22 protein-coding genes and 1 tRNA gene are annotated in these 24335 nt (G+C 69.8%); 16 read left to right on the top strand and 7 right to left on the bottom strand.

Annotation, left to right across the window (positions count from 1 at the left end; translation table 11 throughout):
• Window positions 1-15: 15 nt before the first annotated feature.
• On the top strand, window positions 16-936 hold the full coding sequence (locus KVS71_RS06405; protein ID WP_217584154.1) for a TatD family hydrolase: 921 nt from the start codon (window positions 16-18) through the stop codon (window positions 934-936).
• Here the strand turns inward: KVS71_RS06405 and KVS71_RS06400 are convergent.
• Window positions 915-2201: an MFS transporter gene (locus KVS71_RS06400; RefSeq protein WP_217584153.1), complete on the bottom strand. Its 1287-nt coding sequence runs from the start codon at window positions 2199-2201 to the stop codon at window positions 915-917. The genes KVS71_RS06405 and KVS71_RS06400 overlap by 22 nt on opposite strands.
• A gap of 27 nt (window positions 2202-2228) precedes the next feature.
• Here KVS71_RS06400 and rsmA point away from each other — a divergent pair, with 27 nt between their 5' ends.
• The 7 genes from rsmA (at window position 2229) to KVS71_RS06365 (ending at window position 10467) form a co-directional block, all read left to right on the top strand.
• Window positions 2229-3098 carry a 16S rRNA (adenine(1518)-N(6)/adenine(1519)-N(6))-dimethyltransferase RsmA gene (gene rsmA, locus KVS71_RS06395; RefSeq protein ID WP_060922916.1) on the top strand — a complete coding sequence of 290 codons (870 nt, stop codon included), beginning with the start codon at window positions 2229-2231 and terminating at the stop codon, window positions 3096-3098.
• A gap of 9 nt (window positions 3099-3107) precedes the next feature.
• Window positions 3108-4175 carry an L-glyceraldehyde 3-phosphate reductase gene (mgrA, locus tag KVS71_RS06390; RefSeq protein ID WP_060922917.1) on the top strand — a complete coding sequence of 356 codons (1068 nt, stop codon included), beginning with the start codon at window positions 3108-3110 and terminating at the stop codon, window positions 4173-4175.
• 7 nt (window positions 4176-4182) lie between these two features.
• Window positions 4183-5115, top strand: a complete 933-nt coding sequence (locus tag KVS71_RS06385) for a 4-(cytidine 5'-diphospho)-2-C-methyl-D-erythritol kinase (protein ID WP_217584152.1) — start codon at window positions 4183-4185, stop codon at window positions 5113-5115.
• 119 nt (window positions 5116-5234) lie between these two features.
• Window positions 5235-6248: a LacI family DNA-binding transcriptional regulator gene (locus tag KVS71_RS06380; RefSeq protein ID WP_082750126.1), complete on the top strand. Its 1014-nt coding sequence runs from the start codon at window positions 5235-5237 to the stop codon at window positions 6246-6248.
• 153 nt (window positions 6249-6401) lie between these two features.
• Window positions 6402-7922 carry a multiple monosaccharide ABC transporter ATP-binding protein gene (mmsA, locus tag KVS71_RS06375; protein ID WP_060922924.1) on the top strand — a complete coding sequence of 507 codons (1521 nt, stop codon included), beginning with the start codon at window positions 6402-6404 and terminating at the stop codon, window positions 7920-7922.
• The gene (gene mmsB, locus KVS71_RS06370; protein WP_025105620.1) at window positions 7919-9289 is read left to right on the top strand and encodes a multiple monosaccharide ABC transporter permease; all 1371 of its coding nucleotides are present in this window, start codon (window positions 7919-7921) and stop codon (window positions 9287-9289) included. Before mmsA ends, mmsB begins: the two co-directional genes overlap by 4 nt.
• Window positions 9290-9348: 59 nt before the next feature.
• Entirely contained in the window at window positions 9349-10467 is a 1119-nt protein-coding gene (locus KVS71_RS06365) for a sugar-binding protein (RefSeq protein WP_060922920.1), read from the top strand.
• A gap of 107 nt (window positions 10468-10574) precedes the next feature.
• Here the strand turns inward: KVS71_RS06365 and KVS71_RS06360 are convergent, their stop codons facing one another.
• Both KVS71_RS06360 and KVS71_RS06355 read right to left on the bottom strand, forming a co-directional pair.
• Window positions 10575-11756 carry a Cmx/CmrA family chloramphenicol efflux MFS transporter gene (locus KVS71_RS06360; protein ID WP_217584151.1) on the bottom strand — a complete coding sequence of 394 codons (1182 nt, stop codon included), beginning with the start codon at window positions 11754-11756 and terminating at the stop codon, window positions 10575-10577.
• Window positions 11757-12007: 251 nt separating this feature from the next.
• The gene (locus KVS71_RS06355; protein WP_217584150.1) at window positions 12008-13366 is read right to left on the bottom strand and encodes an HNH endonuclease signature motif containing protein; all 1359 of its coding nucleotides are present in this window, start codon (window positions 13364-13366) and stop codon (window positions 12008-12010) included.
• 102 nt (window positions 13367-13468) lie between these two features.
• On the opposite strand from KVS71_RS06355, the gene KVS71_RS06350 reads away from it, so the two are divergent.
• From KVS71_RS06350 to KVS71_RS06325, 6 genes are all read left to right on the top strand, one after another.
• Complete coding sequence (locus KVS71_RS06350) at window positions 13469-14233, top strand: alpha/beta fold hydrolase (RefSeq protein ID WP_217584149.1); 765 nt, start codon at window positions 13469-13471, stop codon at window positions 14231-14233.
• A gap of 42 nt (window positions 14234-14275) precedes the next feature.
• Window positions 14276-16144, top strand: coding sequence for an ABC-F family ATP-binding cassette domain-containing protein (locus KVS71_RS06345; protein WP_217584148.1), 1869 nt, complete (start codon window positions 14276-14278; stop codon window positions 16142-16144).
• A gap of 39 nt (window positions 16145-16183) precedes the next feature.
• The gene (locus KVS71_RS06340) at window positions 16184-17959 is read left to right on the top strand and encodes a Na+/H+ antiporter (RefSeq protein ID WP_217584147.1); all 1776 of its coding nucleotides are present in this window, start codon (window positions 16184-16186) and stop codon (window positions 17957-17959) included.
• A gap of 102 nt (window positions 17960-18061) precedes the next feature.
• Window positions 18062-18964, top strand: coding sequence for a MetQ/NlpA family ABC transporter substrate-binding protein (locus KVS71_RS06335; protein WP_217584146.1), 903 nt, complete (start codon window positions 18062-18064; stop codon window positions 18962-18964).
• Window positions 18965-19070: 106 nt separating this feature from the next.
• Entirely contained in the window at window positions 19071-20114 is a 1044-nt protein-coding gene (locus tag KVS71_RS06330) for a methionine ABC transporter ATP-binding protein (RefSeq protein WP_105950198.1), read from the top strand.
• Window positions 20114-20773, top strand: a complete 660-nt coding sequence (locus KVS71_RS06325; protein WP_025105629.1) for a methionine ABC transporter permease — start codon at window positions 20114-20116, stop codon at window positions 20771-20773. Before KVS71_RS06330 ends, KVS71_RS06325 begins: the two co-directional genes overlap by 1 nt.
• 6 nt (window positions 20774-20779) lie before the next feature.
• Here KVS71_RS06325 and KVS71_RS06320 read toward each other — a convergent pair whose 3' ends face one another.
• Entirely contained in the window at window positions 20780-21703 is a 924-nt protein-coding gene (locus KVS71_RS06320; protein WP_254635520.1) for a pseudouridine synthase, read from the bottom strand.
• A 106-nt stretch (window positions 21704-21809) separates the two neighbouring features.
• Window positions 21810-22559, bottom strand: a complete 750-nt coding sequence (locus KVS71_RS06315; protein WP_217584145.1) for an NAD(P)H-binding protein — start codon at window positions 22557-22559, stop codon at window positions 21810-21812.
• A gap of 63 nt (window positions 22560-22622) precedes the next feature.
• On the opposite strand from KVS71_RS06315, the gene KVS71_RS06310 reads away from it, so the two are divergent.
• A complete protein-coding gene (locus KVS71_RS06310) occupies window positions 22623-23093 on the top strand; it encodes an Rrf2 family transcriptional regulator (RefSeq protein ID WP_085606068.1) in 471 nt (156 codons plus the stop codon).
• A 45-nt stretch (window positions 23094-23138) separates the two neighbouring features.
• Here KVS71_RS06310 and KVS71_RS06305 read toward each other — a convergent pair whose 3' ends face one another.
• Together KVS71_RS06305 and KVS71_RS06300 are read right to left on the bottom strand one after the other, a co-directional pair.
• Window positions 23139-23633, bottom strand: coding sequence for a MarR family winged helix-turn-helix transcriptional regulator (locus tag KVS71_RS06305; RefSeq protein WP_025105633.1), 495 nt, complete (start codon window positions 23631-23633; stop codon window positions 23139-23141).
• Window positions 23630-24139, bottom strand: coding sequence for a GNAT family N-acetyltransferase (locus KVS71_RS06300; protein ID WP_217584144.1), 510 nt, complete (start codon window positions 24137-24139; stop codon window positions 23630-23632). Before KVS71_RS06300 ends, KVS71_RS06305 begins: the two co-directional genes overlap by 4 nt.
• 123 nt (window positions 24140-24262) lie before the next feature.
• On the opposite strand from KVS71_RS06300, the gene KVS71_RS06295 reads away from it, so the two are divergent.
• A tRNA-Gln gene (locus KVS71_RS06295) sits at window positions 24263-24334 on the top strand.
• Window position 24335 lies beyond the last annotated feature (1 nt).

The following is a 24335-nucleotide window of genomic DNA, read 5'->3' as shown; positions in this document are numbered from 1 at the left end:
ACCGGGCAGGACACCATGGCGGAGACCTACGTGCGCGAGCGCTCGGGCGACGGGCGCAAGGACCGGACCTATCCGGCGGCCCCGGAACCCCTCGCTGTGCCCGTCTACGACAACCACGCGCACCTCGAGATCGCCGATGGCCCTTCGACAGGCTCAGGGACCCAGGCTTCGACAGGCTCAGGGACCCAGGGGCTTTCGCTCACCGAGCAGCTCGACCGGGCGGAGGCGGTCGGCGTCATCGGCGTCGTGCAGGCATCCGGAGACATCGAGTCGTCCCGCTGGGCGGTCGAGGCCGCCGCGTCCGACCCCCGGGTCCTCGCCGCGGTCGCCATCCACCCGAACGACGCCCCGACGTACGCGGAGGAGGGTCGTCTCGACGAGGCGCTCGCCGTGATCGACGAGCTCGCCGCGCATCCGCGCACGCGCGCGATCGGCGAGACCGGGCTCGACTTCTTCCGCACCGAACCGGAGCGCCGTGCGCCGCAGTTCGCCTCCTTCGAGGCGCACATCGCGCTCGCGAAGAAGCACGGCATCGCGATGCAGATCCACGACCGGGATGCGCACGAGGCCGTGCTGGAGACGCTCACGCGGGTCGGGGCCCCCGAGCGCACCGTGTTCCACTGCTTCTCCGGCGACGAGGCGATGGCCCGGGTGTGCGCCGACGCGGGCTACTACCTGTCGTTCGCCGGGAACGTGACGTTCAAGAACGCGCAGAACCTGCGCGACGCGCTGAGGGTCACCCCGCGGGACCGCCTCCTCGTCGAGACGGACGCGCCGTTCCTCACGCCGGTCCCGCTGCGGGGCCGTCCGAACGCGCCGTACCTCGTGCCGCTCACGGTGCGCTTCCTGGCCGCGGAGCTCGACCTGGACGTGGACGAGCTCGCCGCGCAGCTCGCCGAGAACACCCTCCGCGTCTACGGCTCGTTCGCCGACTGACCCTCCGGCTCGACGTCCTCCGGCCCCGTCTCGGCGACCGGCTTCGCACTGACGATGTGCGAGATGGGCTTCCACACCAGCACCAGCGTGATCGCCGCCCCGCCGAACGCGAACCACCACGGTGCGGTCAGGCCCCAGGTCTGCGCGATGACGCCGCCGAGGGCCTGGCCGACGATCATGCCGCCGAAGACGCCGACCATGTTGACCGAGGCGACGCGCCCCTGCAGGGAAGCGGGGACGAGCCGCTGCCGGACGGTCGTGGAGATCGTGCCCCACACGAAGGCGTACGCCCCGAAGAAGAACATGATGACGAGGGCCACCGTGCCCGTGGTGGTGAGGGCGAACGCGAGGTGCATGAGCACCTCGAGCGACAGGACGATGCGCATCAGGCTCGCGAACGACACGTGCCGCTCCAGCCAGCCGAAGCTCAGCGTCGCGAGGATGCCGCCCGCCGCGGACGCCGTGGTGAGGGCGCCGTAGCCCACGGGGCCCATCTGCAAGTGCTCGGTGGCGTAGAGCACGAGCACGCCCCAGGGCGCGGCCCAGGTCACGTTGAAGACGAGGATGATGAGCACGAGCATCCGCACCGGCGGGTTGTGCCACAGCCAGCGCAGTCCCTCCGCGATGTCGGTGTGCACCGGCGGGTGGGTCTCGGTCTCCCGGGGTGGGACGGGCGTGCGCGCCATGCGGGAGATGAGGACGATCGCGAGCGTCACGCACAGCACCTCGACGAGGAACGGCCACGCGCTCCCGGCAGCGAAGAGGAACGCGCCCAGCGGCGGTCCGGCGAACTGGTTGGCGACGAGATACCCGGCCTGCAGGCGGGCGTTCCCGATGCCGAGGTCGGCCGGCTTCACGAGCATCGGCAGCAATGTGCTCCCCGCGGTGTCGACGAAGACCTCGGCGGTGCCGTAGAGGAACGCGACGGCGAGGACGATCCCGATGTTCGCGGTTCCCGTCACGAGGAACACGCAGAGCGCCGCGAGCACGACGGCGCGCACGGCGTTGGCGGTCATCACCAGGCGGCGCCGATCGAAGCGGTCGGCGATGGCCCCCGCGTGCAGGCCGAAGAGCAGCCACGGCAGGAACTGCAGGATGGCGCCGGAGGCCACGAGGATCGGCGACGACGTCATCGACGCGATGAGCAGGGGAGCGGCGGCCAGCGCCACGCCGTCTCCGATGTTGCTCGTCCACGACGATGCGAGCAGCCAGCGGAAGTCCCTGCCCAGGCGCCGCGGAGCGATCAGTTCACCGAGGGAGGGCACCCCCGAAGGATACGGGAGAATGGGTGCATGACCGTCACGTTGCTCGGGGCCACCGAGATCCGCCGTCTGGCCGCCGAGCTCGATGTCACCCCCACGAAGAAGCTCGGACAGAACTTCGTCGTCGACGCGAACACCGTCCGCAAGATCGTCCAGGCCGCCCGCGTGCAGCCGGGGGAGCGGGTGGTCGAGGTCGGACCGGGACTCGGATCCCTTACCCTCGCGATCCTGGAGGCGGGGGCCGCGGTCACCGCCGTGGAGATCGACCACCGCCTGGCCGCCCGCCTGCCGCAGACCGCGGCCGAGCACGGCGTGCCGGAGGGGATGCTGACGGTGGTCGACGCGGACGCGCTCCGCGTGACGGAACTGCCGGGGGAGCCGACCGTCCTCGTCGCGAACCTGCCGTACAACGTGTCGGTGCCGGTCCTGCTGCACTTCCTGGAGACGTTCCCGTACCTGCAGCGGGGTGTCGTGATGGTGCAGGCGGAGGTGGCCGAGCGGCTCGCTGCGAAGCCGGGGTCGAAGATCTACGGCTCGCCCAGCGTCAAGGCCGCCTGGTACGGCGAGTGGAAGCTCACCGGGAACGTCTCCCGCCAGGTGTTCTGGCCGGTGCCGAACGTCGACAGTCTCCTCGTCGGCTTCGACCGCTCCGAGGGCGAGCGCGGCTCGGTGGAGGAGCGCCGGCGCACCTTCGCCATCGTCGACGCGGCCTTCAACCAGCGGCGCAAGATGCTCCGGCAGGCCCTCTCCGGCCTCTTCGGCAGCTCGGCCGCGGCGACCGAGGTGCTCACCGCTGCCGGCGTCGCCCCGACCGCCCGCGGGGAGGACCTCACGGTCGACGACTACCAGCGGATCGCCCAGCACGCAACGGCGATCGAGGGTTCCGGCGTCAGCGGCTAATCTGGCACGGTGACCGACTCCCCCCGCTTCCGCCCCGACGTCCCCGAACTGCACCGTCCGTACGCCGCCGACGAGGGCCGCTACGGACGGTTCGCCTACCGTCAGGTGGGCGCCTCCGGCCTCTACCTGCCCCCGATCTCGCTGGGCCTCTGGTGGAACTTCGGCGACAACATCCCCCTCGACAACCAGCGGGCGCTTCTGCGTCACGCGTTCGACAACGGGATCACGCACTTCGACCTGGCGAACAACTACGGCCCGCCGTACGGCTCGGCCGAGAAGAACTTCGGCCGCATCTTCGCGGAGGACCTGCGTCCCTACCGCGACGAGCTGATCATCTCATCGAAGGCCGGCTGGGACATGTGGCCCGGACCGTACGGCGACTACGCGAGCCGGAAGTACATCCTCGCGAGCGCCGAGCAGTCGCTCACCCGCATGGGGCTGGACTACGTCGACATCTTCTACTCGCACCGTGTCGACCCGGTCACCCCGATCGCCGAGACCGTCGGGGCGCTGGACACCCTGGTCCGCCAGGGCAAGGCCCTCTACGTCGGCATCTCCTCGTACAGCGCGGAGCGCACGGCGGAGGCCGTCGCCGTGGCGAAGGAGCTGGGCACGCCGCTCGTCATCCACCAGCCCGCGTACTCGATCCTCAACCGCTGGATCGAGGACGGCCTCACGCAGACCCTGGAGGAGTCGGGCCTCGGCGCCATCGCCTTCACCCCGCTCGCCCAGGGCCTCCTCACCGACAAGTACCTCGGCGACGGCACGGCCGAGCGCGCGCAGCAGCGGGGTTCGCTGCCGAAGGGCAAGCTGACCGACGAGGCCGTCGAGACGCTCCGGGCGCTGAACGAGGTCGCGCAGGGCCGGGGGCAGTCGCTCGCGCAGCTCGCGCTGCAGTGGACGCTACGCACTCCGGTGGTCGCCTCGGCGCTCATCGGCGCCTCCCGGACGGAGCAGCTCGACGAGAACCTCGCCGCCCTCGACGGTCCTGCGTTCACCGACGAGGAGCTCCGCCGCATCGACGAGCTCGCCGGCGCCATCGACGTCAACCTGTGGGCGACCTCGTCGGACCTGTGACCCGCTCATGAGCCTCGCCGCGTCCTCCGGGTCCGTGCACGTGCGCGCGCCGGGGAAGATCAACGTCTACCTCGGCGTCGGCGGGCGCCACGACGACGGCTATCACGCCCTTGCGACGGTCTTCCAGGCGGTGTCGCTGTACGAGGACGTGATCGCCAGGGACGCCGACGACTTCTCGATCACGGTGACCGGGGTGGAGGACGACGGCTCGGTTCCGCTCGACGACAGGAACCTCGCGATGCGGGCCGCCAAGCTGCTGGCGATGGCGACGGATCATCCGGGCGGGGTGGCGTTGCAGATCCGGAAGAGCGTCCCGGTCGCCGGTGGCATGGGCGGGGGCTCCGCGGATGCCGCGGCCGCTCTGGTCGCCTGCGACGCTCTGTGGGGCACGGGACTCTCCGCTGCGCGGCTGCACGACCTCGCCGCGCGGCTCGGTGCCGATGTCCCCTTCGCGTTGCATGGCGGCACTGCCGTCGGCACCGGTCGCGGCGATCAGCTGAACCCGGCGCTCGCCCGCGGGCGCTTCGACTGGCTGCTCGTGACTAGTGACGACGGGCTGTCCACCCCCGCCGTGTACACCCGGCTCGACGAGCTGCGCGAGCAGGAGGGGGCTCTCGCCGACGATCCGCCGCTCTCGCTCGACGTGCCGATCCCGGTGCTGCAGGCGCTGCGGACCGGAGACGCCTGGCAGCTCGCCGACGCACTCCACAACGATCTCCAGGCGGCCGCGCTCGACCTGCGACCGGATCTGGCGCGGACCATCGAACGCGGGGTCGCGGCCGGTGCGCTGCACGGTCTCGTGTCTGGCTCGGGGCCGACCGTGGCCCTCCTCTGCGCCGATCCCGAGTCCGCGCAGGCGGTCCAGACGGCTCTCCGCGAGGGCGGTCTCGATCCGCTGCATGTGCACGGCGCCGTGCCGGGAGCCCGGATCGTCGGCTGAACCTGCCCCATTCCCGCGCCTCCGAGCCGCGAGGAGCGTATCGCGGTCGAGGTGCACCCGGCGGGTCATCACAGACATAATGAAGTAGTCATGTGACCGTGCACACGCGAGGAGGCTGGATGTCCACCTCCTCCGAGCGTGCCCGCATGCCGAGCATCCGCGACGTCGCCCGCCTCGCCGGCGTCTCGCATCAGACCGTCTCCCGGGTGCTCAACGACCATCCCAGCATCCGCCCGGAAACCAAGGCGAAGGTGCTCGACGCGATCGCCGTGCTCGACTACCGTCCCAATCTCGCGGCGCGCGCGCTGGTGACGAGCAAGTCGAACATGCTCGGCATCCTCTCCGCGACGATCGGCGAGTTCGGGCCGACGTCGTCCATCGCCGGCATCGAGGACGCGGCGCGCGAGGAGGGCTACTCGGTCTCCACGCTCAACCTTCCCGCGACCACGCCGGAGGCGATCGGCAACGCGGTCCGCCAGCTCGAACGTGAGCAGGTCGACGGCATCGTGGTGCTCGCGCCGCAGGTGCGGGTCTTCCATGTCCTGCGCGGCATGAACGTCACCATGCCCTTCGTGACCCTGCAGACCGCCTCGGGGTCGGACGGCGTCAGCCTCTCCGCCGACCAGGTGGCGGGGGCGAAGGCGGCGACCGAGCACTTGATCGCGCTGGGCCACAGCGACATCCTCCATCTCGCCGGGCCGCAGGACTGGATCGAGGCGGAGTCCCGGATGCGCGGGTATCTGGATGCGCTCCGGGACGCCGACCTGCCCACGTTCCCGCCGATCCGCGGGGACTGGACGGCCGACTTCGGGTACTTCGCCGGCAAGGAGCTCTCGCTGCGGCGCGACTTCACGGCGGTGTTCGCGGCCAACGACCTCATGGCCATCGGGCTGCTGCACGGGTTCCGCGACGCCGGGGTGCGCGTGCCGCACGACGTGAGCGTGATCGGGTTCGACGACATCCCCGTCGCCGCGCACGTGGCGCCGACGCTGAGCACGGTGCACCAGGACTTCCCCGAGCTCGGGCGGCGTGCCGTGCGTATCCTCCTCGCCGAGATCCGGGGCGAGAAGGCCCCCGCGTTCGGCCCGCTCCAGACCCTCTTGCGGGCGCGCGAATCCGCTGCATCACGGTAGCGACACGAAAACACGCCGCGGACTTGACACCGCTCCCGCGGAAGACGACGATATACCGATGTGAACGGTCACATCGAAGGTGACCGCACGTCGCGAGGAAGATCCGTGAGCACCACAGCAACGTTGCCGACCGTGTCAGGCCCGATCCTGGAGATGCGCCGCATCACCAAGGAGTTCCCGGGAGTCAAGGCGCTCGCCGACGTCTCGATCACCGTCCGCGCCGGCGAGATCCATGCGATCTGCGGCGAGAACGGCGCCGGGAAGTCGACGCTGATGAAGGTCCTCTCGGGGGTGTACCCGTACGGCACGTACGACGGCGAGATCCTCCTGTACGGCCAGGAGCAGCGCTTCAAGGACATCGCGGCCAGCGAGCAGGCCGGCATCGTCATCATCCACCAGGAGCTCGCGCTCATCCCGGAGCTCTCGGTCACCGAGAACATCTTCCTCGGCAACGAGATCCGTCGCTTCGGCCGCATCGACTGGCAGGCACAGAAGGAGCGCACCATCGAGCTCCTCGCCCGCGTCGGTCTGGACGAGGACCCGGACGTGCCGATCAAGACCCTCGGCGTCGGCAAGCAGCAGCTCATCGAGATCGCCAAGGCGCTGAACAAGGACGTCAAGCTGCTCATCCTCGACGAGCCCACCGCCGCTCTCAACGAGAACGACTCGCAGCACCTCCTCGACCTGATCCTCGGGCTCAAGGCCAAGGGCATCGCGTCGATCATGATCAGCCACAAGCTCAACGAGATCGAGCAGATCGCCGACGAGATCACGATCATCCGCGACGGCCGCACGGTGGAGACGCTGGACATCTCCCGCGGCGAGATCAACGAGGACCGCATCATCCGCGGGATGGTCGGCCGATCGCTGGAGAGCCGCTACCCGGACCGCACGCCGGAGATCGGCGAGGTGTTCTTCGAGGTCAAGGACTGGTGGGTCCAGCACCCCACCGTGCCCGAGCGCATGGTCGTGAAGGGGTCGAGCATCAATGTCCGTCGCGGCGAGGTCGTCGGCATCGCCGGCCTCATGGGCGCCGGCCGCACCGAGCTGGCGATGAGCATCTTCGGCCGCTCCTACGGCACGTTCCTCTCCGGCACGCTCGTCAAGGACGGCCAGGAGATCGAGCTCCCCGACGTCGCCGCCGCGATCAAGCACGGCCTCGCCTACGTGAGCGAGGACCGCAAGGTGCTCGGGCTCAACCTGCTCGACACCATCAAGCGGTCGATCGTCGCGGCGAAGCTCTCCAAGATCGCGCACAACGGCGTCGTCGACTCCCGCGAGGAGTTCGCGGTGGCGGAGCGCTACCGCAAGACGCTGCGCATCAAGACCCCGTCGGTGGAGGAGGGCGTCGGCAAGCTCTCCGGCGGCAATCAGCAGAAGGTCGTGCTGGCGAAGTGGATGTTCACTGACCCCGACCTGCTGATCCTCGACGAGCCCACCCGTGGCATCGACGTCGGAGCCAAGTACGAGATCTACGCGATCATCAACGAGCTCGCCGCCCAGGGCAAGGGCGTGATCGTGATCTCCAGCGAGCTGCCCGAGCTGCTCGGCATCTCCGACCGCATCTACACCGTGTTCGAAGGCCGGGTCACCGACTGCATCCCGGCCGACCAGGCGACCCCCGAAGACCTCATGCGCAGCATGACGTCCGCGACCCAGAAAGCATCCGCATGACCACCGACTCGACCACCGCGAAGCGCGGCTTCCACTTCAAGGACATCACGAAGATGTTCGGGGGAGGGCAGTCGACCCTCCGTCAGTTCGGCATCCTCGGCAGCCTCGTCGTCATCCTCGTCGTCTTCCAGGTGCTGACGTGGATCTTCAAGGGCACCGGCCTCACGCTGTCCTCCGGCAACCTCATCAACGTCGTCAACCAGTACTCGTACATCCTGATCCTGGCGATCGGCATGGTGATGGTCATCATCATGGGGCACATCGACCTCTCGGTCGGCTCGGTGGCGGCGTTCACCGGAATCGTCGTGGCGAAGGCCATGCAGGACTGGAACCTCCCCTGGCCGCTGGGCATCCTCCTCGGTCTCGGTGTCGGCGTGCTCGTCGGCGCCTGGCAGGGGTTCTGGGTCGCCTACGTCGGGGTGCCGGCGTTCATCGTGACGCTGGCCGGCATGCTGTTCTTCCGCGGCGCGAACCAGGCGGTGGGCGACTCGCAGTCGGTACCCGTGCCGGAGGGCTTCAAGATCATCGGCGCCGGCTATCTGCCGGAGATCGCCCTGCCGCTGCCGTTCAACATCCCGACCATGCTGCTGGCGCTCGCCGGCGTCGCATGGATCGTGTTCTGGGAGATCCGCACCCGGCGCATCCAGCGCAAGATGGGCTCCGACATGGCGCCGCTCTGGGTGAGCGTGACGAAGGTCGTCCTCATCTCGGCCGTCATCCTCGTCGCCGGCTGGCTGTTCGCCACGGGGCGCGAGGGCACGAGCTTCCCGATCTCGGGCGTCATCCTCCTCGCTCTCGTCATCCTCTACTCGTTCATCACGAACAACACCGTCTTCGGCCGCCACATCTACGCGGTCGGCGGCAACCGGCAGGCCGCGCGCCTCTCGGGCGTGAAGGACCGCTGGGTCGACTTCTTCGTGATGATGAACATGTCGGTCCTGGCCTCGCTCGCCGGCATGATCTACGTCGCCAGGGCGACCGCCTCGGGCCCGCAGGACGGCAACGGGTGGGAGCTCGACGCGATCGCCTCCGTCTTCATCGGCGGCGCGGCCGTCTCCGGTGGCATCGGCACGGTGATCGGCTCGATCATCGGTGGTCTCGTGATGGCGTTCCTGAACAACGGCCTCGCGCTGCTCGGCGCCGGTGCCGACGTCGTCTCCATGATCAAGGGCCTCGTGCTCCTCTTCGCCGTCGGCGTCGACGTGTGGAACAAGCAGCAGGGCCGTCCGTCGATCATCGGCTTCCTCACGCGCCGTCTCGGCCGGAAGCAGGATCCGGCCACCGACACGTTCGATCCCACGAAGACGAACTACCCCACCAGTCAGAAGTACGAAGCCCCCGCCGTCGAGGAGACGCGCGGAAAGTAAGGGCCGCGTCGCGCAACGCAGGCGCGACGGGACCTGCACACACCAGAGAAAGAGATCACATGAAGAAGATCCTTCTGTCGGCGACAGCGCTTGTCGTCGCGGGCGCATTCGCCCTCACCGGCTGCTCCTCGGAGCGCGGCGGTGACTCGGGTTCGGGGTCGGGCGAGGAGACCGCCTCGGGCTTCGACGCCGGCTCCACGATCGGTGTCGCTCTGCCGGACAAGACCTCGGAGAACTGGGTCCTGGCCGGTCAGCTGTTCACCGACGGCCTCGAAAAGGCCGGCTTCAAGGCGGACGTGCAGTACGCGCCCGCCAGCAACACGGTCGCCGAGCAGCAGAACCAGATCCAGGCGATGGTCACCGGTGGCGCCAAGGTCATCATCATCGGCGCCAAGGACGGCAAGCAGCTCACCACGCAGGTGGAGGCCGCGCGCGACGCCGGTGTCGCGGTCATCGCCTACGACCGTCTCATCGAGAACACCGACGCCGTGGACTACTACGTCGCCTTCGACAACTTCGAGGTCGGCAAGCTCCAGGGCCAGGCTCTGCTCGACGGGCTCGCCGAGCGTGCGGATCACGAGGCGCCGTACAACATCGAGCTGTTCTCGGGCTCGCCGGACGACGCCAACTCGGCGGTGTTCTTCAACGGGGCGATGGAGGTGCTGCAGCCGAAAATCGACGACGGCACGCTGAACGTCGTCTCCGGGCAGACCGAGATCTCCCAGACGGCGACCGAGGGCTGGAAGCCGGAGAACGCCCAGCGCCGCATGGACTCGATCCTCACGTCGAGCTACGGCTCGGAGACGCTCGACGGCGTCCTGTCCCCGAACGACACCCTCGCCCGCGCCATCATCACCTCGGCGCAGCAGGCCGGCAAGCCCGTCCCGGTCGTCACCGGTCAGGACTCCGAGGTCGAGTCGGTGAAGTCGATCATGGAGGGCGTGCAGTACTCCACGATCAACAAGGACACCGCGCTGCTTGTGGAGCAGGCCATCAAGATGGTCGGTCAGCTCCAGAAGGGCGACGAGGTCGACGTCAACGACACCGACCAGTACGACAACGGCAAGAAGGTCGTCCCGGCCTACCTGCTCCCGCCGGTCATCGTGACCAAGGAGAACGCGGCCGAGGCCTACGCCAACGTCCCGAGCCTCCTCGAGATCGTGAAGTCGTACGAGTAAGCCGTAACGCGAACATCCGGGTTCCCAGAGAACATCGGACACGACGAGCCGTCCGGACCCTCGGGTCCGGGCGGCTCGTCGCCGTTGCGGCGCGTCACCGTCTGCCCTCAGCCGACGGGCCGCCATCGCCGCGTCGCCAGGGCGAGGAGGAGCGCCGCCGTCGTCAGCGTGACCGCGAGAGCTACGGGGGAGAGCGGACCCGCCCCGCTCGCGAGGGTCCACGCTCCCGACGCCGGTCCGATCACGGCGCCGAGGTTCAAGGCCGCCGTGGCGTAGGACCCACCCATGGTCGGGGCGCCGGAGGCGGCGTACAGCACCCGGGTGATCAGTGTGCTTCCGACGCCGAACGAGGCCATGCCCTGCACGAAGACGAGGAACAGCAGCGGTATCGGCTGCGTCGCGACCGCCGCCAGGACGATCCAGCCGCCGAGGAGCAGCGGGCCACCGACCGTGAGGAGCGCGCCGGCGTGTCGATCGGCGAACCGACCCGCGATGGTCACCCCGAGGAACGAGCCGATGCCGAACAGGGCCAGCGCGAGGGGGACCGCAGCGTCGGGCAGGCCCGCGAACTCGGTGACGATCGGCGCGAGGAACGTGAAGACCGCGAAGGTCCCCGCGTTCACCAGGGCCGCCAGGGTCATCGCGAGGGCCAGGCGCGGTGTCCGCAGGAGCGCGAGCTCCGCACGGAGGGCCGGTTCCTTCCGGGGGAGTGGTGCCGGAGCAGGGTCGGACTCCGTGCCCGGGATCGTTGTCGGCACGCCGTGGAGGATTCCGAGCAGTGCGGGGAGGCAGAGGAGCGAGACAGCGGCGAAGGTGGCGCGCCAGCTCAGCGCGGTGCCGAGGATGGCGCCGACAGGGACGCCGACGATGGTGGCGACGGTCGTCCCGGAGAGCAGCACCGCGAGCGCTCGTCCGGTGCGCTCACGGGGGACGAGGAGGGTCGTCGTGCGTAGGGCGACGGCGAGGAAGCCCGCGTTCGCGAGGGCGCTGAGTACGCGCGTGACGAGCAGAACCTCGAACAGGGACGTCACCGCGCCGACGGCATGGCACGCGGCGAAGAGCGCGAGGCAGGCGACGAGCGTGCGGCGTGGGGTCCAGCCGCGCGCGAACGCGGCCATGGCGGGTGCGCCGATGACCATGCCGACCGCGAAGGCGGAGGTGAGGAGGCCCGCCGTACCGACCGGGACGTCGAGCTCGTGCGCGATCGCGGGGAGGAGTCCCGCGAGCATGAATTCGGAGGTGCCCATGACGAAGACCGCCAGGGCAAGGGCATAGAGGGGGAAAGGCATCGAGTGCTCCGAGGTGAGAGGGAAGGGGTAGCTTCTCGTCACCACGGTCAGCGCCCGGGGCACCGGCGCGCGCCCGCTGAAAGGGCGGACGAAGGGATCAGCGGTTCACGGGGCTGACGGTGTGACCGGCAGCCCCCGACCTGTCTGATTCGGGACTCGACATGCCCTCCACCATAGGGCTGATCGGTGTGCAGGCGTGATCGGTGTGCAGGCGTGATCGGTGTACCTGCGTGATCGGTGCGCTCGCGCGTTCAGCCGGTGGTGGTCCTGGCGTCGGGCGAAGACCACGGAGGTTCCTCGGCGAAGGTCACGGTGTGCGGAGGCGGCGGTCGGTCGATGTAGGTCCGGCCGGTGGGGCTCGTCCACTCCAGAACACCGCCCGGCCCCTGTTCGACGTGCCACGGAGAGTGGTGTTTGAGCATGTGATGTCGTCGGCAGAAGGTCGCGAGGTTGTCGTGCACGGTCTCGCCGCCGAGCGCCGCATCGTGATTGTGATCGAGGTCGCACTTCCGCGGCGCGAGGCCGCAGCCGGGGAAGCGGCAGCGTTGATCGCGGGCCCGCAGGTGCCGGCGGAGGTCTTCGCTCGGGCGATACCGGTCGACGGCCAGCAGCGCCCCGCTGATCGGGTGGGTCAGCACCCGGTCCCAGCCGCTCGCCGCGCCGGCCAGTCGGCGAGCCGTGGCTGGATCGATCGGAACGACCCCGTCGAGCTCCGCGGCGAGGATCGGAGTACCGTCCGTCGTCCGTTCCCGCTCGCCGTGCATCAGCTCGCCGTGCATCAGCGTCAGCACCGGCACGGTGACCTCGACGCGCGCTCGAAGCTCCGAGAGCAGCCCCTCTTCCGAGTCATGGCCCGCCGGAGCGCCGGTCAGGACGAGGTCGGCGAGCAGATCCGCGCGCAGCTGATCGACCGTCCTGTCGTCGAGGATGCTCTCCTCCGGCTCTCGACGCCGTGCCTGTGCGTTCTCCTCCCGCACGGCATGCGCCATCTGGGAGAGCCGGTCGTGCATCCCGTGCACGAGGGCCGCGGGGCCGCGGGCGCCGAGCTCGGCCATGCCGTCTTCGAGGTCTGTCACCCAGACGCGGCGCAGCTCCCGGGCGTCACGATGTCGCTCGACGAGCGTCCGCTCCTGGAACCGGTCGGCCAGTCGGCGCACGAGTCGGCGTATCCGGTTCGGAGACTCTGCAGCGGCCACCTCGATCGCCTCCGTCGCGAAACGCGAACGGTCGTCCGGGTCATCGAGGTGTGCCCCCGCCTCCACGATCACGCGTGCATGCGCGGCGCTGATCCGGCCGGCGCCCTGAGCCTCCCAGACGGCGGGGAACCGTTCGACCAGCCAGGACGCATCGGACATCCGCCGCTCGATCGTGCGGTCGCTGACGCGCTGTGCAGCCCCGATCTCCGCGGCGACCGTGCGGATCGCCATGTCTGCGCCGTCTGGGTGACGCGCCTGTCGGGCGATGTCGACCGCCAGTCGGCCGGCCATCGCGAGCAGTCCGTCGCGGGCCGCCTGCATGCTGCTCAGCGTCTTCTCCGCCGCTTCCAGCCCCTCCACCAGATCGGCGAGAATCGCCATCTGGGAGTCGGTCGCGTCGAGCAGTGCGGGCATGGCGCCAGTCCATCATCGACCATCGACATTCGAACGAAGATTCGAAGGAATCTGGCCGAAAGTCGTATCACGAAAGGATAACGACCGTGGTTGACTGGCTCCGTGCTCCTGAACGTCATCGAAGCCGGGGAGGGCGACCGTGTCGCCGTGCTGCTGCACGGCATGATGGGGTCCGCCGAGAGCTGGCACCGCGTGGTCCCGCTGCTCGTGGAACGCGGCTTCCGCGTGCTTGCGCTCGATCTGCCGGGCCACGGCCTCTCACCGCGTGACCCGGAGCTCACGATAGAGACGGCGGCCGATGCCGTCGTCGAGACTCTGGCGCAGACGGCTCTCCTTCCGGGGGCAGGGTCCGCCGCGGGGGACAGGGCCGCCGCCCCGCCCGCCGTCGCCGTCGGGCACTCCTTCGGCGCCACCGTGCTCGCCGCCGCCGCGCCGCGCCTCGAACCGGGCCTCGCTGTCTACGTCGACGCGCCGCTCGCCCTTCAGGGCGGGCACGACCGCGCCTCTCTCATCTCGCAGTACGAGCACGACCGCCGCGCGCGCATGTCGCCCGCCGAGCTCCGCAAGCTCCGGCCCTTCTACTCCGTGGACGACGCCTCGGTCGAGGCGCGGGCGGCCGAGCGCTTCGATCCGCCGACCGCGGCCTCCGTCTCCTGCGGGGAGGACGGCCATTGGACCGCCGCGCCCGGCTCCATCGTCGTCCGCGCGGAACCCAGTGCCTGGGTCACCGACGAGGACGCGCGGCGGTTCGAGCACGGTGGGGTGACGGTGCGCAGCATCCCCGGGGCCGCCCACACGGTCTGGTACAGCCACTTCGAGGTCTTCACCGCCGCGCTGCCGGAGCTCTTCGCCCCGTCGCTGGTCTGACCGGGAGACCGTCCGACGCGGCGCGACTACCCTGGAGAGGACATGGCACATCTTCTCGGGGCCGAAGCCCTGCACCTCGAATACCCGACCCGCGTCGTCTTCGACGCCGTGACCCTCGGCATCGAGGAGGGCGACCGCATCGGCATCGTCGGCCGGAACGGCGACGGCAAGTCGAGCCTTCTCGGCATGCTCGCCGGCACGAAGGAGCCGGACTCCGGCCGGGTGACCGTCCGCGGCGGCACCCGCATCGGCGTGCTGGACCAGGCCGACACCCTCCCCGACGACATCACGATCGGCGCCGCCGTCGTCGGCGACATGGCCGAGCACGAATGGGCCGGAGACGCCCGCGTCCGCGACGTGATCGAGGGGCTGCTGACCGACCTTCCTTGGGACGCGCAGATCGGCTCCCTCTCCGGCGGTCAGCGCCGCCGCGTGTCGCTCGCGAAGCTGCTCACCGGAGACTGGGACGTCATCGCTCTCGACGAGCCGACGAACCACCTCGACGTCGAGGCGATCACCTGGCTCGCCGGTCACCTCAAGAAGCGCTGGCCCGCGAACGCCGGAGCCCTCCTCGTCGTGACCCACGACCGGTGGTTCCTCGACGAGATCTGTACCGAGACGTGGGAGGTGCACGATCGCATCGTCGAGCCCTTCGAGGGCGGCTATGCGGCGTACATCCTGCAGCGGGTCGAGCGCGACCGCATGGCGGCGGCGACCGAGGCGAAGCGGCAGAATCTCGCCCGTAAGGAGCTCGCCTGGCTGCGTCGCGGTGCCCCGGCCCGCACCAGCAAGCCCAAGTTCCGCATCGATGCGGCCAACGAGCTCATCGCCGACGTGCCCGAGATCCGTGACAAGGTCTCGCTGCAGTCGCTCGCCGTCTCGCGGCTGGGCAAGGACGTCGTTGACCTGCTCGATGTGGGGGTGACGTACCCTTCGACAGGCTCAGGGACCCACCCTTCGACAGGCTCGGGGACCCAGGCGGGTTCGGGGGCCGGCGGGAAGACCGTGCTCAAGGACGTGGAGTGGCGGATCGCCCCGGGCGAGCGCACGGGCATCCTCGGCGTGAACGGTGCCGGGAAGTCCACACTCCTGGGGCTCATCTCCGGCACGGTCGAGCCCACCGAGGGGCGGATCAAGCGGGGGAAGACCGTGCAGGTCCGTACGCTCACGCAGCGCCTCGACGAACTCCTGCCGCACTGGAACGACCCCGTGCGCGTGGTCATCTCGGGTCTGCGCACCTCGTACACGCTCGGCGCCGGGTCGAAGGCGCAGGACCTCACGCCAGGACAGCTCCTGGAGCGACTCGGGTTCTCCTCCGCCCAGCTCTCGACGCCGGTGAAGGATCTCTCCGGTGGCCAGCAGCGTCGGTTGCAGCTGCTGCTGGTGCTGCTCGACCAGCCGAACGTGCTCATCCTCGACGAGCCCACGAACGACATGGACACCGACATGCTCGCCGCGATCGAGGACCTCCTCGACTCCTGGTCGGGCACGCTCCTCGTCGTGAGCCACGACCGGTACTTCCTGGAGCGGGTGACGGATCAGCAGTACGCGATCCTTCCCGGTCCGGACGGCGCGGGGCGCCTGCGGCATCTCCCGGGCGGCGTCGACGAGTACCTGCGCCTGCGGCAGCGCGTCGAGAGCGCCCCGGCGACCTCGACGGCGGCGTCGGCCCCCGCAGCGAGCGGTCTCGACGGCGCGGCTCTCCGGGCGGCGCAGAAGGAAGCGGCCGCCCTCGAGCGTCGCATCCAGAAGCTCACGCAGCAGGTCGACGCGGCCAAGCACGCCCTCGCCGACCATGACCAGTCCGACTACGCGGGCCTCGGCGAGCGGATGAAGGCGATCACCGCGCAGGAGGCCGAGATCGAAGAGCTGGAGCTGCGCTGGTTCGAACTCACGGAGCAGATCGGCTGACGGAGGAATATCCTTCTCCCACGACTGTTGGGAGTAGCGATGGAAGGCCTCGAAGTAACCGTCCTGCTCGGACTCACGATCCTCGTCGGAACCCTGATCGCCCCGCGCGTGCGTCTCGCGCTGCCGCTCGTCCTCGTCATCCTCGGTCTGGCGCTGGGATTCATCCCGCCGCTGCGTGAGGTCCAGCTGCCGCCGGAGACCGTGCTGCTGCTGTTCCTGCCGGTGATGCTGTTCTGGGAGAGCCTCACGACATCGCTGCGGTCGATCCGCCGCGACTTCCGCTACATCGTGCCGATGAGCACCCTCCTCGTCGTCGCCTCGGCGTTCGCGGTGGCCGGCATCGGCGTGCTGTTCGGCATGCCCTGGGAGATCGCCCTCATCCTCGGGGCCGCGGTCGCGCCGCCCGACGCCACGGCCGTCGCCGCGCTCGGCCGGCTGCTGCCGCGTCGGATGTTCATGAAGCTCAAGGCCGAGAGCCTGACCAACGACGGCACCGCGCTCGTGCTCTACGCCATCGCCGTGTCCCTCGCGCTGGGCGGCCAGGTCACGCCGCTCTCGGTCACCTGGGACGTGCTGGTGTCGTACGTGGGTGGAATCGCCGCGGGGATCGCGGTCGCGGCCCTGGCCACGCTGCTGCTGCGCCGCATCTCGTCCACCATCGTCATCAACGTCACGCTGCTGCTCGTGCCGTTCTCCGCGTTCCTGCTCGCCGAGCTCGTCCACGCGTCCGGGGTGCTCGCCGTGGTCGTCGCCGGACTCATCGTCGCCTGGGTGTCGCCGCGCGTGACGACCGCGGCTTCGCGACGGCAGGCCGACGCCGCGTGGCCGTTCGGCGTCTTCCTCCTCAACGGGGCGCTGTTCGTCCTCATCGGCCTCGAGGTGCAGTTCGTCGCGCACGAGATCTCCGCCGCCGCCATCGGCCGTCTGGTGCTCGTGACGCTCGCCGTGTGGGTGACGCTGTTCGCCGTCCGGTACGTGTTCCAGCTCCTCAACGCCCTGTTCCAGCGGCGGCCGTCCGAACGACCGCCCCGCGGAGCCCGCTCCCGTGCCCGGCTCGTGTCCACGGTCGCCGGCATGCGCGGCGCGGTGTCGCTGGCGATCGCGCTGTCGGTGCCGACCGGTGTCCCCGAAGGGAGCATGGTGGGCGGGCGTGACGAGATCGTCTTCGTGACAGCCGGGGTGATCCTGCTCAGCCTCCTCGTGCAGGCGCCGCTGCTTCCCGCGCTCGTGCGGTGGGCGCGATTCCCGGTCGACCATGCAGAGGACGAGGAGTACGAGCTCGCCGAGCGGGCGATCTCCGGAGCAGCCCTCGCCGCGCTCGACGACCTCGCCGCGGAGCACGGCATCGGCCAGGAGGTGCGCGACCGGGTGCGTGCTGAGGGGTACCAGGCGCTGGAGTTCGCGAACGCCCGAACACTCGCGCGCGAGCAGGCGCTCATCGATGCCGAGGCCGACGCGCTGGACGAGATGCTCGGCCAGCCCGATCCCTACGGCACCGGGGGAGAGGCGCGCCCGGCGGAGGAGGAAGCAGGCGACGTCGCGGTCTCGGCCGGGACCGCCCCCGACCCCGAGACCACGGACGGCACGACACTGCAGATGATCGCGACCTCCGCCGACGTCGACCTCGCCCAGCGCTCGCCGCTCGTGCGGCACGAGGAACACACCCGGCTCAAGCTCGCGCTGCTCGACCGCAAGCGCGAGGTCCTGCTCGGGCTCCGCGGCGCCGGCACCGTGGACGACATGGTGGTCCGCCGGATCTCCGCCCGTCTCGACCTGGAGCAGGTGCGTCTGCAGGGCATCGAAGAGTTCGACTGACCCGATCCCGCACGGCTGTGACGCCGTGTGACATACCGATTCCGCGACAGCGCGCCCTCCTGCCTAACGTTGTCGAGTCCCGCCAGGAAGGAACCCCTCATCATGTCCCGCCGCACCACCTCCGCCCTCGCCGCGCTCGCCGTGGTCCCGCTGTTCGTCGCCCTCGCCGGGTGCGCCACCTCGTCCGACGCGGGCTCCGGCGACGGCGGCTCCGAGAACGAGACCGTCAAGATCGGTGTCGTCGGGAAGGGCGACGCGCAGTGGGCGCCCTTCGTCGAGGCCGCCGCCGACGAGGGCATCACGGTCGAGCTCGTCGACTTCGGGTCCTACGAGCAGCCGAACCCGGCGCTGACCGAGGGGGAGATCGACCTCAACCAGTTCCAGCACATCGTGTACCTCGCGGAGTACAACAACGCCTCGGGCTCCGATCTCACGCCCATCGGCTCGACCGCCATCTACCCGCTCGGCTTGTACTCGACGAAGTACGACGACGTCGACGACATCAAGAAGGGCGACACGGTCGCGGTTCCCGACGACGCGTCGAACCAGGCACGGGCGCTCAACGTCCTGCAGCAGGCGGGTCTGATCGAGCTCAAGAGCGGCGGCACGCCGTACTCCGACCTCGCCGACATCGACGCGGACAAGTCGAAGGTGAAGGTGACGGCCCTCGAGGGTGCGCTCATCCCGACCTCGCTCCCGGATGTCGCCGCCGCGATCATCAACAACGACTTCGTCGAGGACGCCGGACTGACGTTCGACGACGCGATCGCGCAGGACGACCCGGAGGACCCGAACGCCCTCCCGTACGTCAACATCTTCGCCGCGCGTGCGGAGGACGCGGACAACGAGACGTACCAGAAGCTCGTGGAGATCTTCCAGACGAACGAGGATGTGCAGGCGGGGCTGCTCGAGTCCTCCGGCGACACCGCGGTGGCGCTGCGTACTCCGGTCGAGGACCTCGTGGCCTCGCTGGAGAAGGTTCAGAAGGACGCCGAAGAGAAGTAACCGGACGCCGGGGTGTGATCCGCCCCCTGTTCGATGAGGGAGAATCGGGTGGCGCTTCGTGCGCTGCCCGATTCTCCGTTTCCCGAGAACCAGACCGGAGCACCACATGCCGATCGTCACCCTGACGAACGTCTCCAAGACATACCCCTCCCGCAGCCAGGGCGATCGCGAGATCGTCGCCGTCGACGACGTCACCCTCTCCATCGACAAGGGCGACGTCTTCGGCATCATCGGATACTCCGGTGCGGGGAAGTCGACGCTCGTCCGTCTCATCAACGCGCTCGAGCCGGCCACCCGCGGCACCATCACGGTCGACGGCGTCGACATCACGGCGCTCAAGGAGAGCGAGCTGCGCGCCGTGCGCGGCGGCATCGGGATGATCTTCCAGCAGTTCAACCTGTTCTCGTCGCGCAGCGTCAAGGCCAACATCGCGTATCCGCTCAAGCTCGCCGGCTGGTCGAAGCCGGATATCGAGGAGCGCGTCGCCGAGCTGCTGTCGTTCGTGGGGCTCTCCGACAAGGCGAAGGCGTACCCCGAGCAGCTCTCCGGTGGACAGAAGCAGCGCGTCGGGATCGCCCGCGCGCTCGCCACCAAGCCCGCCATCCTCCTCGCTGACGAAGCGACGAGCGCGCTCGATCCGCAGACCACGCACGAGGTCCTCGACCTGCTCAAGCGCGTCAACGAGGAGCAGGGCGTCACGATCGTCGTCATCACCCACGAGATGGATGTGATCCAGACCATCGCCACCCGCGTCGCCGTCATGGAGAACGGACGGGTCATCGAGCAGGGCGACGTCTTCGATGTCTTCTCCGCCCCGCGGAATCCGGCGTCCCAGCGGTTCGTCGGCACGGTGGTGAAGGGGGTGCCCTCGCCGTCGGAACTCGCGGTGCTGCGGGACCGGCACACCGGACGCCTGGTGACCCTGTCGTTCCGCGACGGCGACTCGTCGCAGGCTCAGGTGTTCCTCGACCTCGCTTCGGCGGGTCTCGACTTCGAGCTCGTCTACGGCGGGATCAACGACATCCGGGGTCGTGCGTTCGGCCACCTCACGCTCGCCATCCGGGGTGACCGCGCGGCGATCGACACGGCACTGGCGCGTATCGCGGAGCGGGTCGAAGTCACCGTCATCGCCGGAGAGGAGGGACGCTGATGGACCGTCTGAACGAACTGTGGCCGGAGTTCTGGCAGGCCGCGCTCGAGACCCTGTACATGACGTCGTTCGCGCTCGTGCTCGGCGGGATCCTCGGCCTTGCCGTGGGCGTCCTGCTGTACGTGACGCGCCCCGGCGGACTGATGCCGAACCGCGTCGTCTCCGGGCTCATCAACTTCGTGGTGAACTTCTTCCGACCGATCCCGTTCGTCATCTTCATGGCGGTGGCGCAGCCGTTCGCGCGCCTGGTCGTCGGCAGCGGCATCGGCACCACCGCCGGAGCGTTCATCATCGGTCTCGCGGCGGCGTTCGCGATCGGCCGTATCGTCGAGCAGCATCTCGTCTCCGTATCGCCGGGCGTGATCGAGGCGGCGCGGGCGATGGGGGCCGGGCCGTGGCGGATCCTCTTCACCGTCGCGATCCCCGAGTCGCTCGGCCCGCTCATCCTCGGTTACACCTTCATCGTCGTCGCGCTCATCGACATGACCGCGATGGCCGGACTCATCGGCGGCGGCGGGCTCGGGGCCTTCGCGCAGATCTACGGCTTCCGGCAGTTCGAGCCGCTCGTGATGTGGGCGGCGATCATCCTCATCGTGGTGTTCGTGCACCTCGTGCAGCTTCTCGGCACCCGGCTCGCGCGGAAGGTCATGCGGCGCTGAGGTCGATCAGCGTGCCGGGGCCTCCTGCAGGCTCCGGCGCGTGGTGAACGTGCGCTCCTGCCCGCTCAGCGGATCGGTGAACCGGAGCTCGCGTGCGAGGAGCTGGAGCGGGCGGGTGAAGTCGTCCGGACGCTCCGGCTGCAGCACGGGGTAGAAGCCGTCGTGGAGGATACCGAGCCCGAGGGCGGCGAGGTGCACACGGAGCTGGTGCATCTTCCCGCTGTGCGGACGGAGAAGCGTGTGCACGACGCGATCGTCGGCGGCGATGACCTCGATGAGCGTCTCGGAGTTCGGCTCGCCGTCCTCATCCACCTGCACGCACACCTGGCCGCGGAGCTTCTCGATCCGGTTGCGGTAGACGAGGGGGAACCGCGACGGATCCCAGTCCGCCGGGCGTGCCGAGACCGCCTCGTACACCTTCTCCACACGGCGGTCCTCGAACAGCAGCTGGTAGGCGCCGCGCGTGGCCGGACGGGCGGAGAACATCAGCAGCCCCGCCGTGGCCCGGTCGAGGCGGTGGATGGGCGTGAGATCCGGGTTGCCGAGGCGATTGCGCAGCCGGACGAGGGCGGAGTTCTGCAGGTACTTGCCGCCCGGCGTGGTGGGGAGGAAGTGCGGCTTGTCCACCACCACCAGATGCTCGTCCTGGTGCAGGATCTCTTCGGTGAACGGGATCTCCTTCTCGACCGGAGGCTCCCGGTAGTACCAGACGAACTCCTCGGCGCCGAGAGGCGTGTCCCGGGAGAGCGGCCGGCCGTCGCGCGCGACGATCTCCCCACGGTCGAAGCGCACGAGCAGCCGCTCCGGATCGAGGTGGAAGAATCGCTCGACCATGTAGGCGGCGACGGTGGGCCACTCACCCGTCATCGGCACGTGCAGCCGGGTCGCGCCGACCCCGTCGCGCACGGGAAGCGGGGAGGGCATGCCCATGTCTCGGCCTTCGGAGCAGGGGTCGCGGGGCTGCGACCGGGTGCTCCCAGCCTAGGCGACCGGCCAGGCGTCCCCGGGGCCCCGCGCCCCGGAACTGGTCGGGGTGTCAGCGGGTTCCGGCGGCGAGCCAGTCGTCGAAGGTCGTCGCCGCCGTTCGGGCGTCGCCCCCGGGAAGCAGGACCTCGCCCGCGAACTCGACGCCGAGCGCGGCACCCTTCCACGCGGCGCGCAGCGGAAGGTCGCGGCCCCACGCCGCGAGAGTGCGGCGCGCCATGTCGACGGCGTCCTCCGTGCGGGGTCCGGCGATGTCGAACGAGCCGCCGAGCGCCGGCGACTCCGCCGCGTCGACGAGGGCGACGGCCACGTCCGCGGGCGCGATGGGCTGCAGCAGCAGCGGGGGCACGATGCCTTCACCGTCCTCGATGCTCCACTCGGCGATCATCGCGGGGAAGTCGTGGAACTGCGTCGCCCGCACGATGGTGAAAGGCACCGCGCCGCGCGTGACCTCACGCTCCTGGGCGCGTTTGCCTGCGTAGTGCGGATTGCCGCGCACCCGATCGAGCGCCGCGATCGAGAGGGCCACGTGGTGGCCGACCCCGGCTTCGCCCTCGGCGGTGAGCAGCGTGCGGCTGAGTGTGGTGAACACCCGCTCGGCCTCGGCGACGTCGGATGCCGGGGGATTCGTCGCATCGACGACCGCATCCACTCCGCGCAGCAGGGCGGGGAGACCTTCGCCCGTGGTCAGATCGACGCCCTCGCTGCGGCTGAGCGACAGCGGATCGTGCCCCCGACGCCGGGCCTCCTCGACGACCAGCCGCCCGATCCGTCCCGTTCCTCCTGCGACCGCGATGCGCATGCCCGCTCCTTCAATCATGGATATTGTGTGTCTACAATAGGGCGGTCCCGGTACGATGGGCAAGTGAAACTTCCCGAGACCTCCGAATGGGTGCTGCACACCGTCGCGGTGATCGCCCAGCTCCCCGCCGGGTCGACGGTGTCGGGTGCGCAGCTCGCCGAGCACTTCGGCGTGCCGGGGCCGTACCTCTCGAAGCAGCTCGCGAAGCTCGTCCGCGCCGGCATCCTCACCGGGAGCACGGGGCCCCGCGGCGGCTTCCGCCTGGCCAGGGAGCCCGAGAGCATCACCATCCTCGATCTCGTCACTGCGGTCGACGGCGCCGCCGACCCTTACATCTGCCGCGAACTCCGTCAGCAGGGAAGAGGTGCCGCCCGTCCGGAGGACTGCACCGCGCCGTGCGGACTCGCCGTCGTGATGCGCCGTGCCCACGAGGCCTGGCGGGCTTCTCTGGAGGCGGTGTCGATCGCTGAGGTCGTCGGCACGCTCCCGGACACCGTCCCCGCCAAGAACCGGCGTCTCCTCCTCGGCCCCTGACCTGCCTGAACAGGACGGACCGTACCGAAGAGGACCGAGCCCGGGTCAGGTGTCGAAGCTGAGGCTCAGTTTCCGTAGCAGGGCGGCCAGCCGGTCGCGGTCGGCGCGGGAGAGGGCGCGCAGGAGGTCGGCCTCGGCGTCGACGAGCCGGGTGATCGCGGCGTCCACCCGGACCCGGCCGTCGTCGGTCAGGGTCACGAGCACGCTGCGGCCATCTGCCGGGTCGGCCTCACGGCGCACGAAGCGACGGCCGACGAGACGGTCGATGCGGTTGGTCATGGTGCCGCTCGACACGAGCGTCTGCTGCAGGAGCTGCTTGGGCGAGAGCTGGAACGGCGACCCCGCCCGGCGCAGCGCCGACAGCACGTCCCACTCCCAGGGCTCGAGGTCGCTCCTGCGGAACACCTCGCGGCGCGCGCGGTCGAGGTGCCGGGAGAGGCGGTCCATGCGGGACAGCACCTCGAGCGGGGAGAAGTCGAGGTCGGGCCGCTGCGTGTTCCACGCGCCGACGATCCGATCGACCTCATCCGCCTCGCTCATCCGTTCATTATCGCTCCCGGCGGCGTCGTGACCGCGGAGGACGCGGGGAGCAGCATCGTGAGGAACGCGCTGTGCGGGTCGGGGAGGTAGGAGCCGAACGGCGGACCCTCCCGGAAGCCGGCGGCGGCGTACATCGCCCGGGCCGGATCGAAGAAGGGGTCCCGGCCGGTTTCGAGCGATACGCGACCGATGCCGCGCGCGCCGGCGTCGTCGAGCAGATGACCGAGCATCGTGCGCCCGAACCCGCGTCCGCGGAAGGCGGGATCGGTGCGCATCGACTTCAGCTCCTCATGTCCGTCCTCGACGACCGCGAGGGCGCCCGTCGCGGCGATCCGTCCGTCGACCCGTCCCGTGAAAAACCGGACGCGTGGAGTCAGCAGCCGGTCGAGCGGAAGCGCATGCTGGCTCTCGGGCGGAGCAGTGCCGTCCATCTCCGCGTGGTGTGCGGCGATGAAGGCCGCGATCTCGGGGGTGGCGACGGTGACACGGTCGATCACGAGGCTCATCGTCCCAGCATCGCAGAGCCGTGTTTCGAGCGGATGACGAGCCCACTCGGCGTGCGCCTCACGCACAGGAAGACGGGCGAGGACGTGGCAGACTTATCGGGCGGTGCCCCGGGGGCAGCGCGGTCCGCCGTGGTGTAATGGCAGCACGACAGCCTTTGGAGCTGTGAGGTCTAGGTTCGAGTCCTGGCGGCGGAGC

This window comes from Microbacterium sp. GbtcB4, assembly GCF_019091465.1.
Classification (GTDB): domain Bacteria; phylum Actinomycetota; class Actinomycetes; order Actinomycetales; family Microbacteriaceae; genus Microbacterium; species Microbacterium paraoxydans.
Note: the sequence above shows the minus strand (reverse complement) of the source record. Positions and strands in the feature narration are given on the sequence as shown.

Coding starts and splice junctions, on each gene's coding strand:
- KVS71_RS06405 (WP_217584154.1), top strand. CDS start 16: ATGGCGGAGACCTACGTGCGCGAGCGCTCGGGCGACGGGCGCAAGGAC.
- rsmA (WP_060922916.1), top strand. CDS start 2,229: ATGACCGTCACGTTGCTCGGGGCCACCGAGATCCGCCGTCTGGCCGCC.
- KVS71_RS06385 (WP_217584152.1), top strand. CDS start 4,183: ATGAGCCTCGCCGCGTCCTCCGGGTCCGTGCACGTGCGCGCGCCGGGG.
- KVS71_RS06380 (WP_082750126.1), top strand. CDS start 5,235: ATGTCCACCTCCTCCGAGCGTGCCCGCATGCCGAGCATCCGCGACGTC.
- mmsA (WP_060922924.1), top strand. CDS start 6,402: ATGCGCCGCATCACCAAGGAGTTCCCGGGAGTCAAGGCGCTCGCCGAC.
- mmsB (WP_025105620.1), top strand. CDS start 7,919: ATGACCACCGACTCGACCACCGCGAAGCGCGGCTTCCACTTCAAGGAC.
- KVS71_RS06365 (WP_060922920.1), top strand. CDS start 9,349: ATGAAGAAGATCCTTCTGTCGGCGACAGCGCTTGTCGTCGCGGGCGCA.
- KVS71_RS06360 (WP_217584151.1), bottom strand. CDS start 11,756: ATGCCTTTCCCCCTCTATGCCCTTGCCCTGGCGGTCTTCGTCATGGGC.
- KVS71_RS06355 (WP_217584150.1), bottom strand. CDS start 13,366: ATGCCCGCACTGCTCGACGCGACCGACTCCCAGATGGCGATTCTCGCC.
- KVS71_RS06345 (WP_217584148.1), top strand. CDS start 14,276: ATGGCACATCTTCTCGGGGCCGAAGCCCTGCACCTCGAATACCCGACC.
- KVS71_RS06340 (WP_217584147.1), top strand. CDS start 16,184: ATGGAAGGCCTCGAAGTAACCGTCCTGCTCGGACTCACGATCCTCGTC.
- KVS71_RS06335 (WP_217584146.1), top strand. CDS start 18,062: ATGTCCCGCCGCACCACCTCCGCCCTCGCCGCGCTCGCCGTGGTCCCG.
- KVS71_RS06330 (WP_105950198.1), top strand. CDS start 19,071: ATGCCGATCGTCACCCTGACGAACGTCTCCAAGACATACCCCTCCCGC.
- KVS71_RS06325 (WP_025105629.1), top strand. CDS start 20,114: ATGGACCGTCTGAACGAACTGTGGCCGGAGTTCTGGCAGGCCGCGCTC.
- KVS71_RS06320 (WP_254635520.1), bottom strand. CDS start 21,703: ATGGGCATGCCCTCCCCGCTTCCCGTGCGCGACGGGGTCGGCGCGACC.
- KVS71_RS06315 (WP_217584145.1), bottom strand. CDS start 22,559: ATGCGCATCGCGGTCGCAGGAGGAACGGGACGGATCGGGCGGCTGGTC.
- KVS71_RS06305 (WP_025105633.1), bottom strand. CDS start 23,633: ATGAGCGAGGCGGATGAGGTCGATCGGATCGTCGGCGCGTGGAACACG.
- KVS71_RS06300 (WP_217584144.1), bottom strand. CDS start 24,139: ATGAGCCTCGTGATCGACCGTGTCACCGTCGCCACCCCCGAGATCGCG.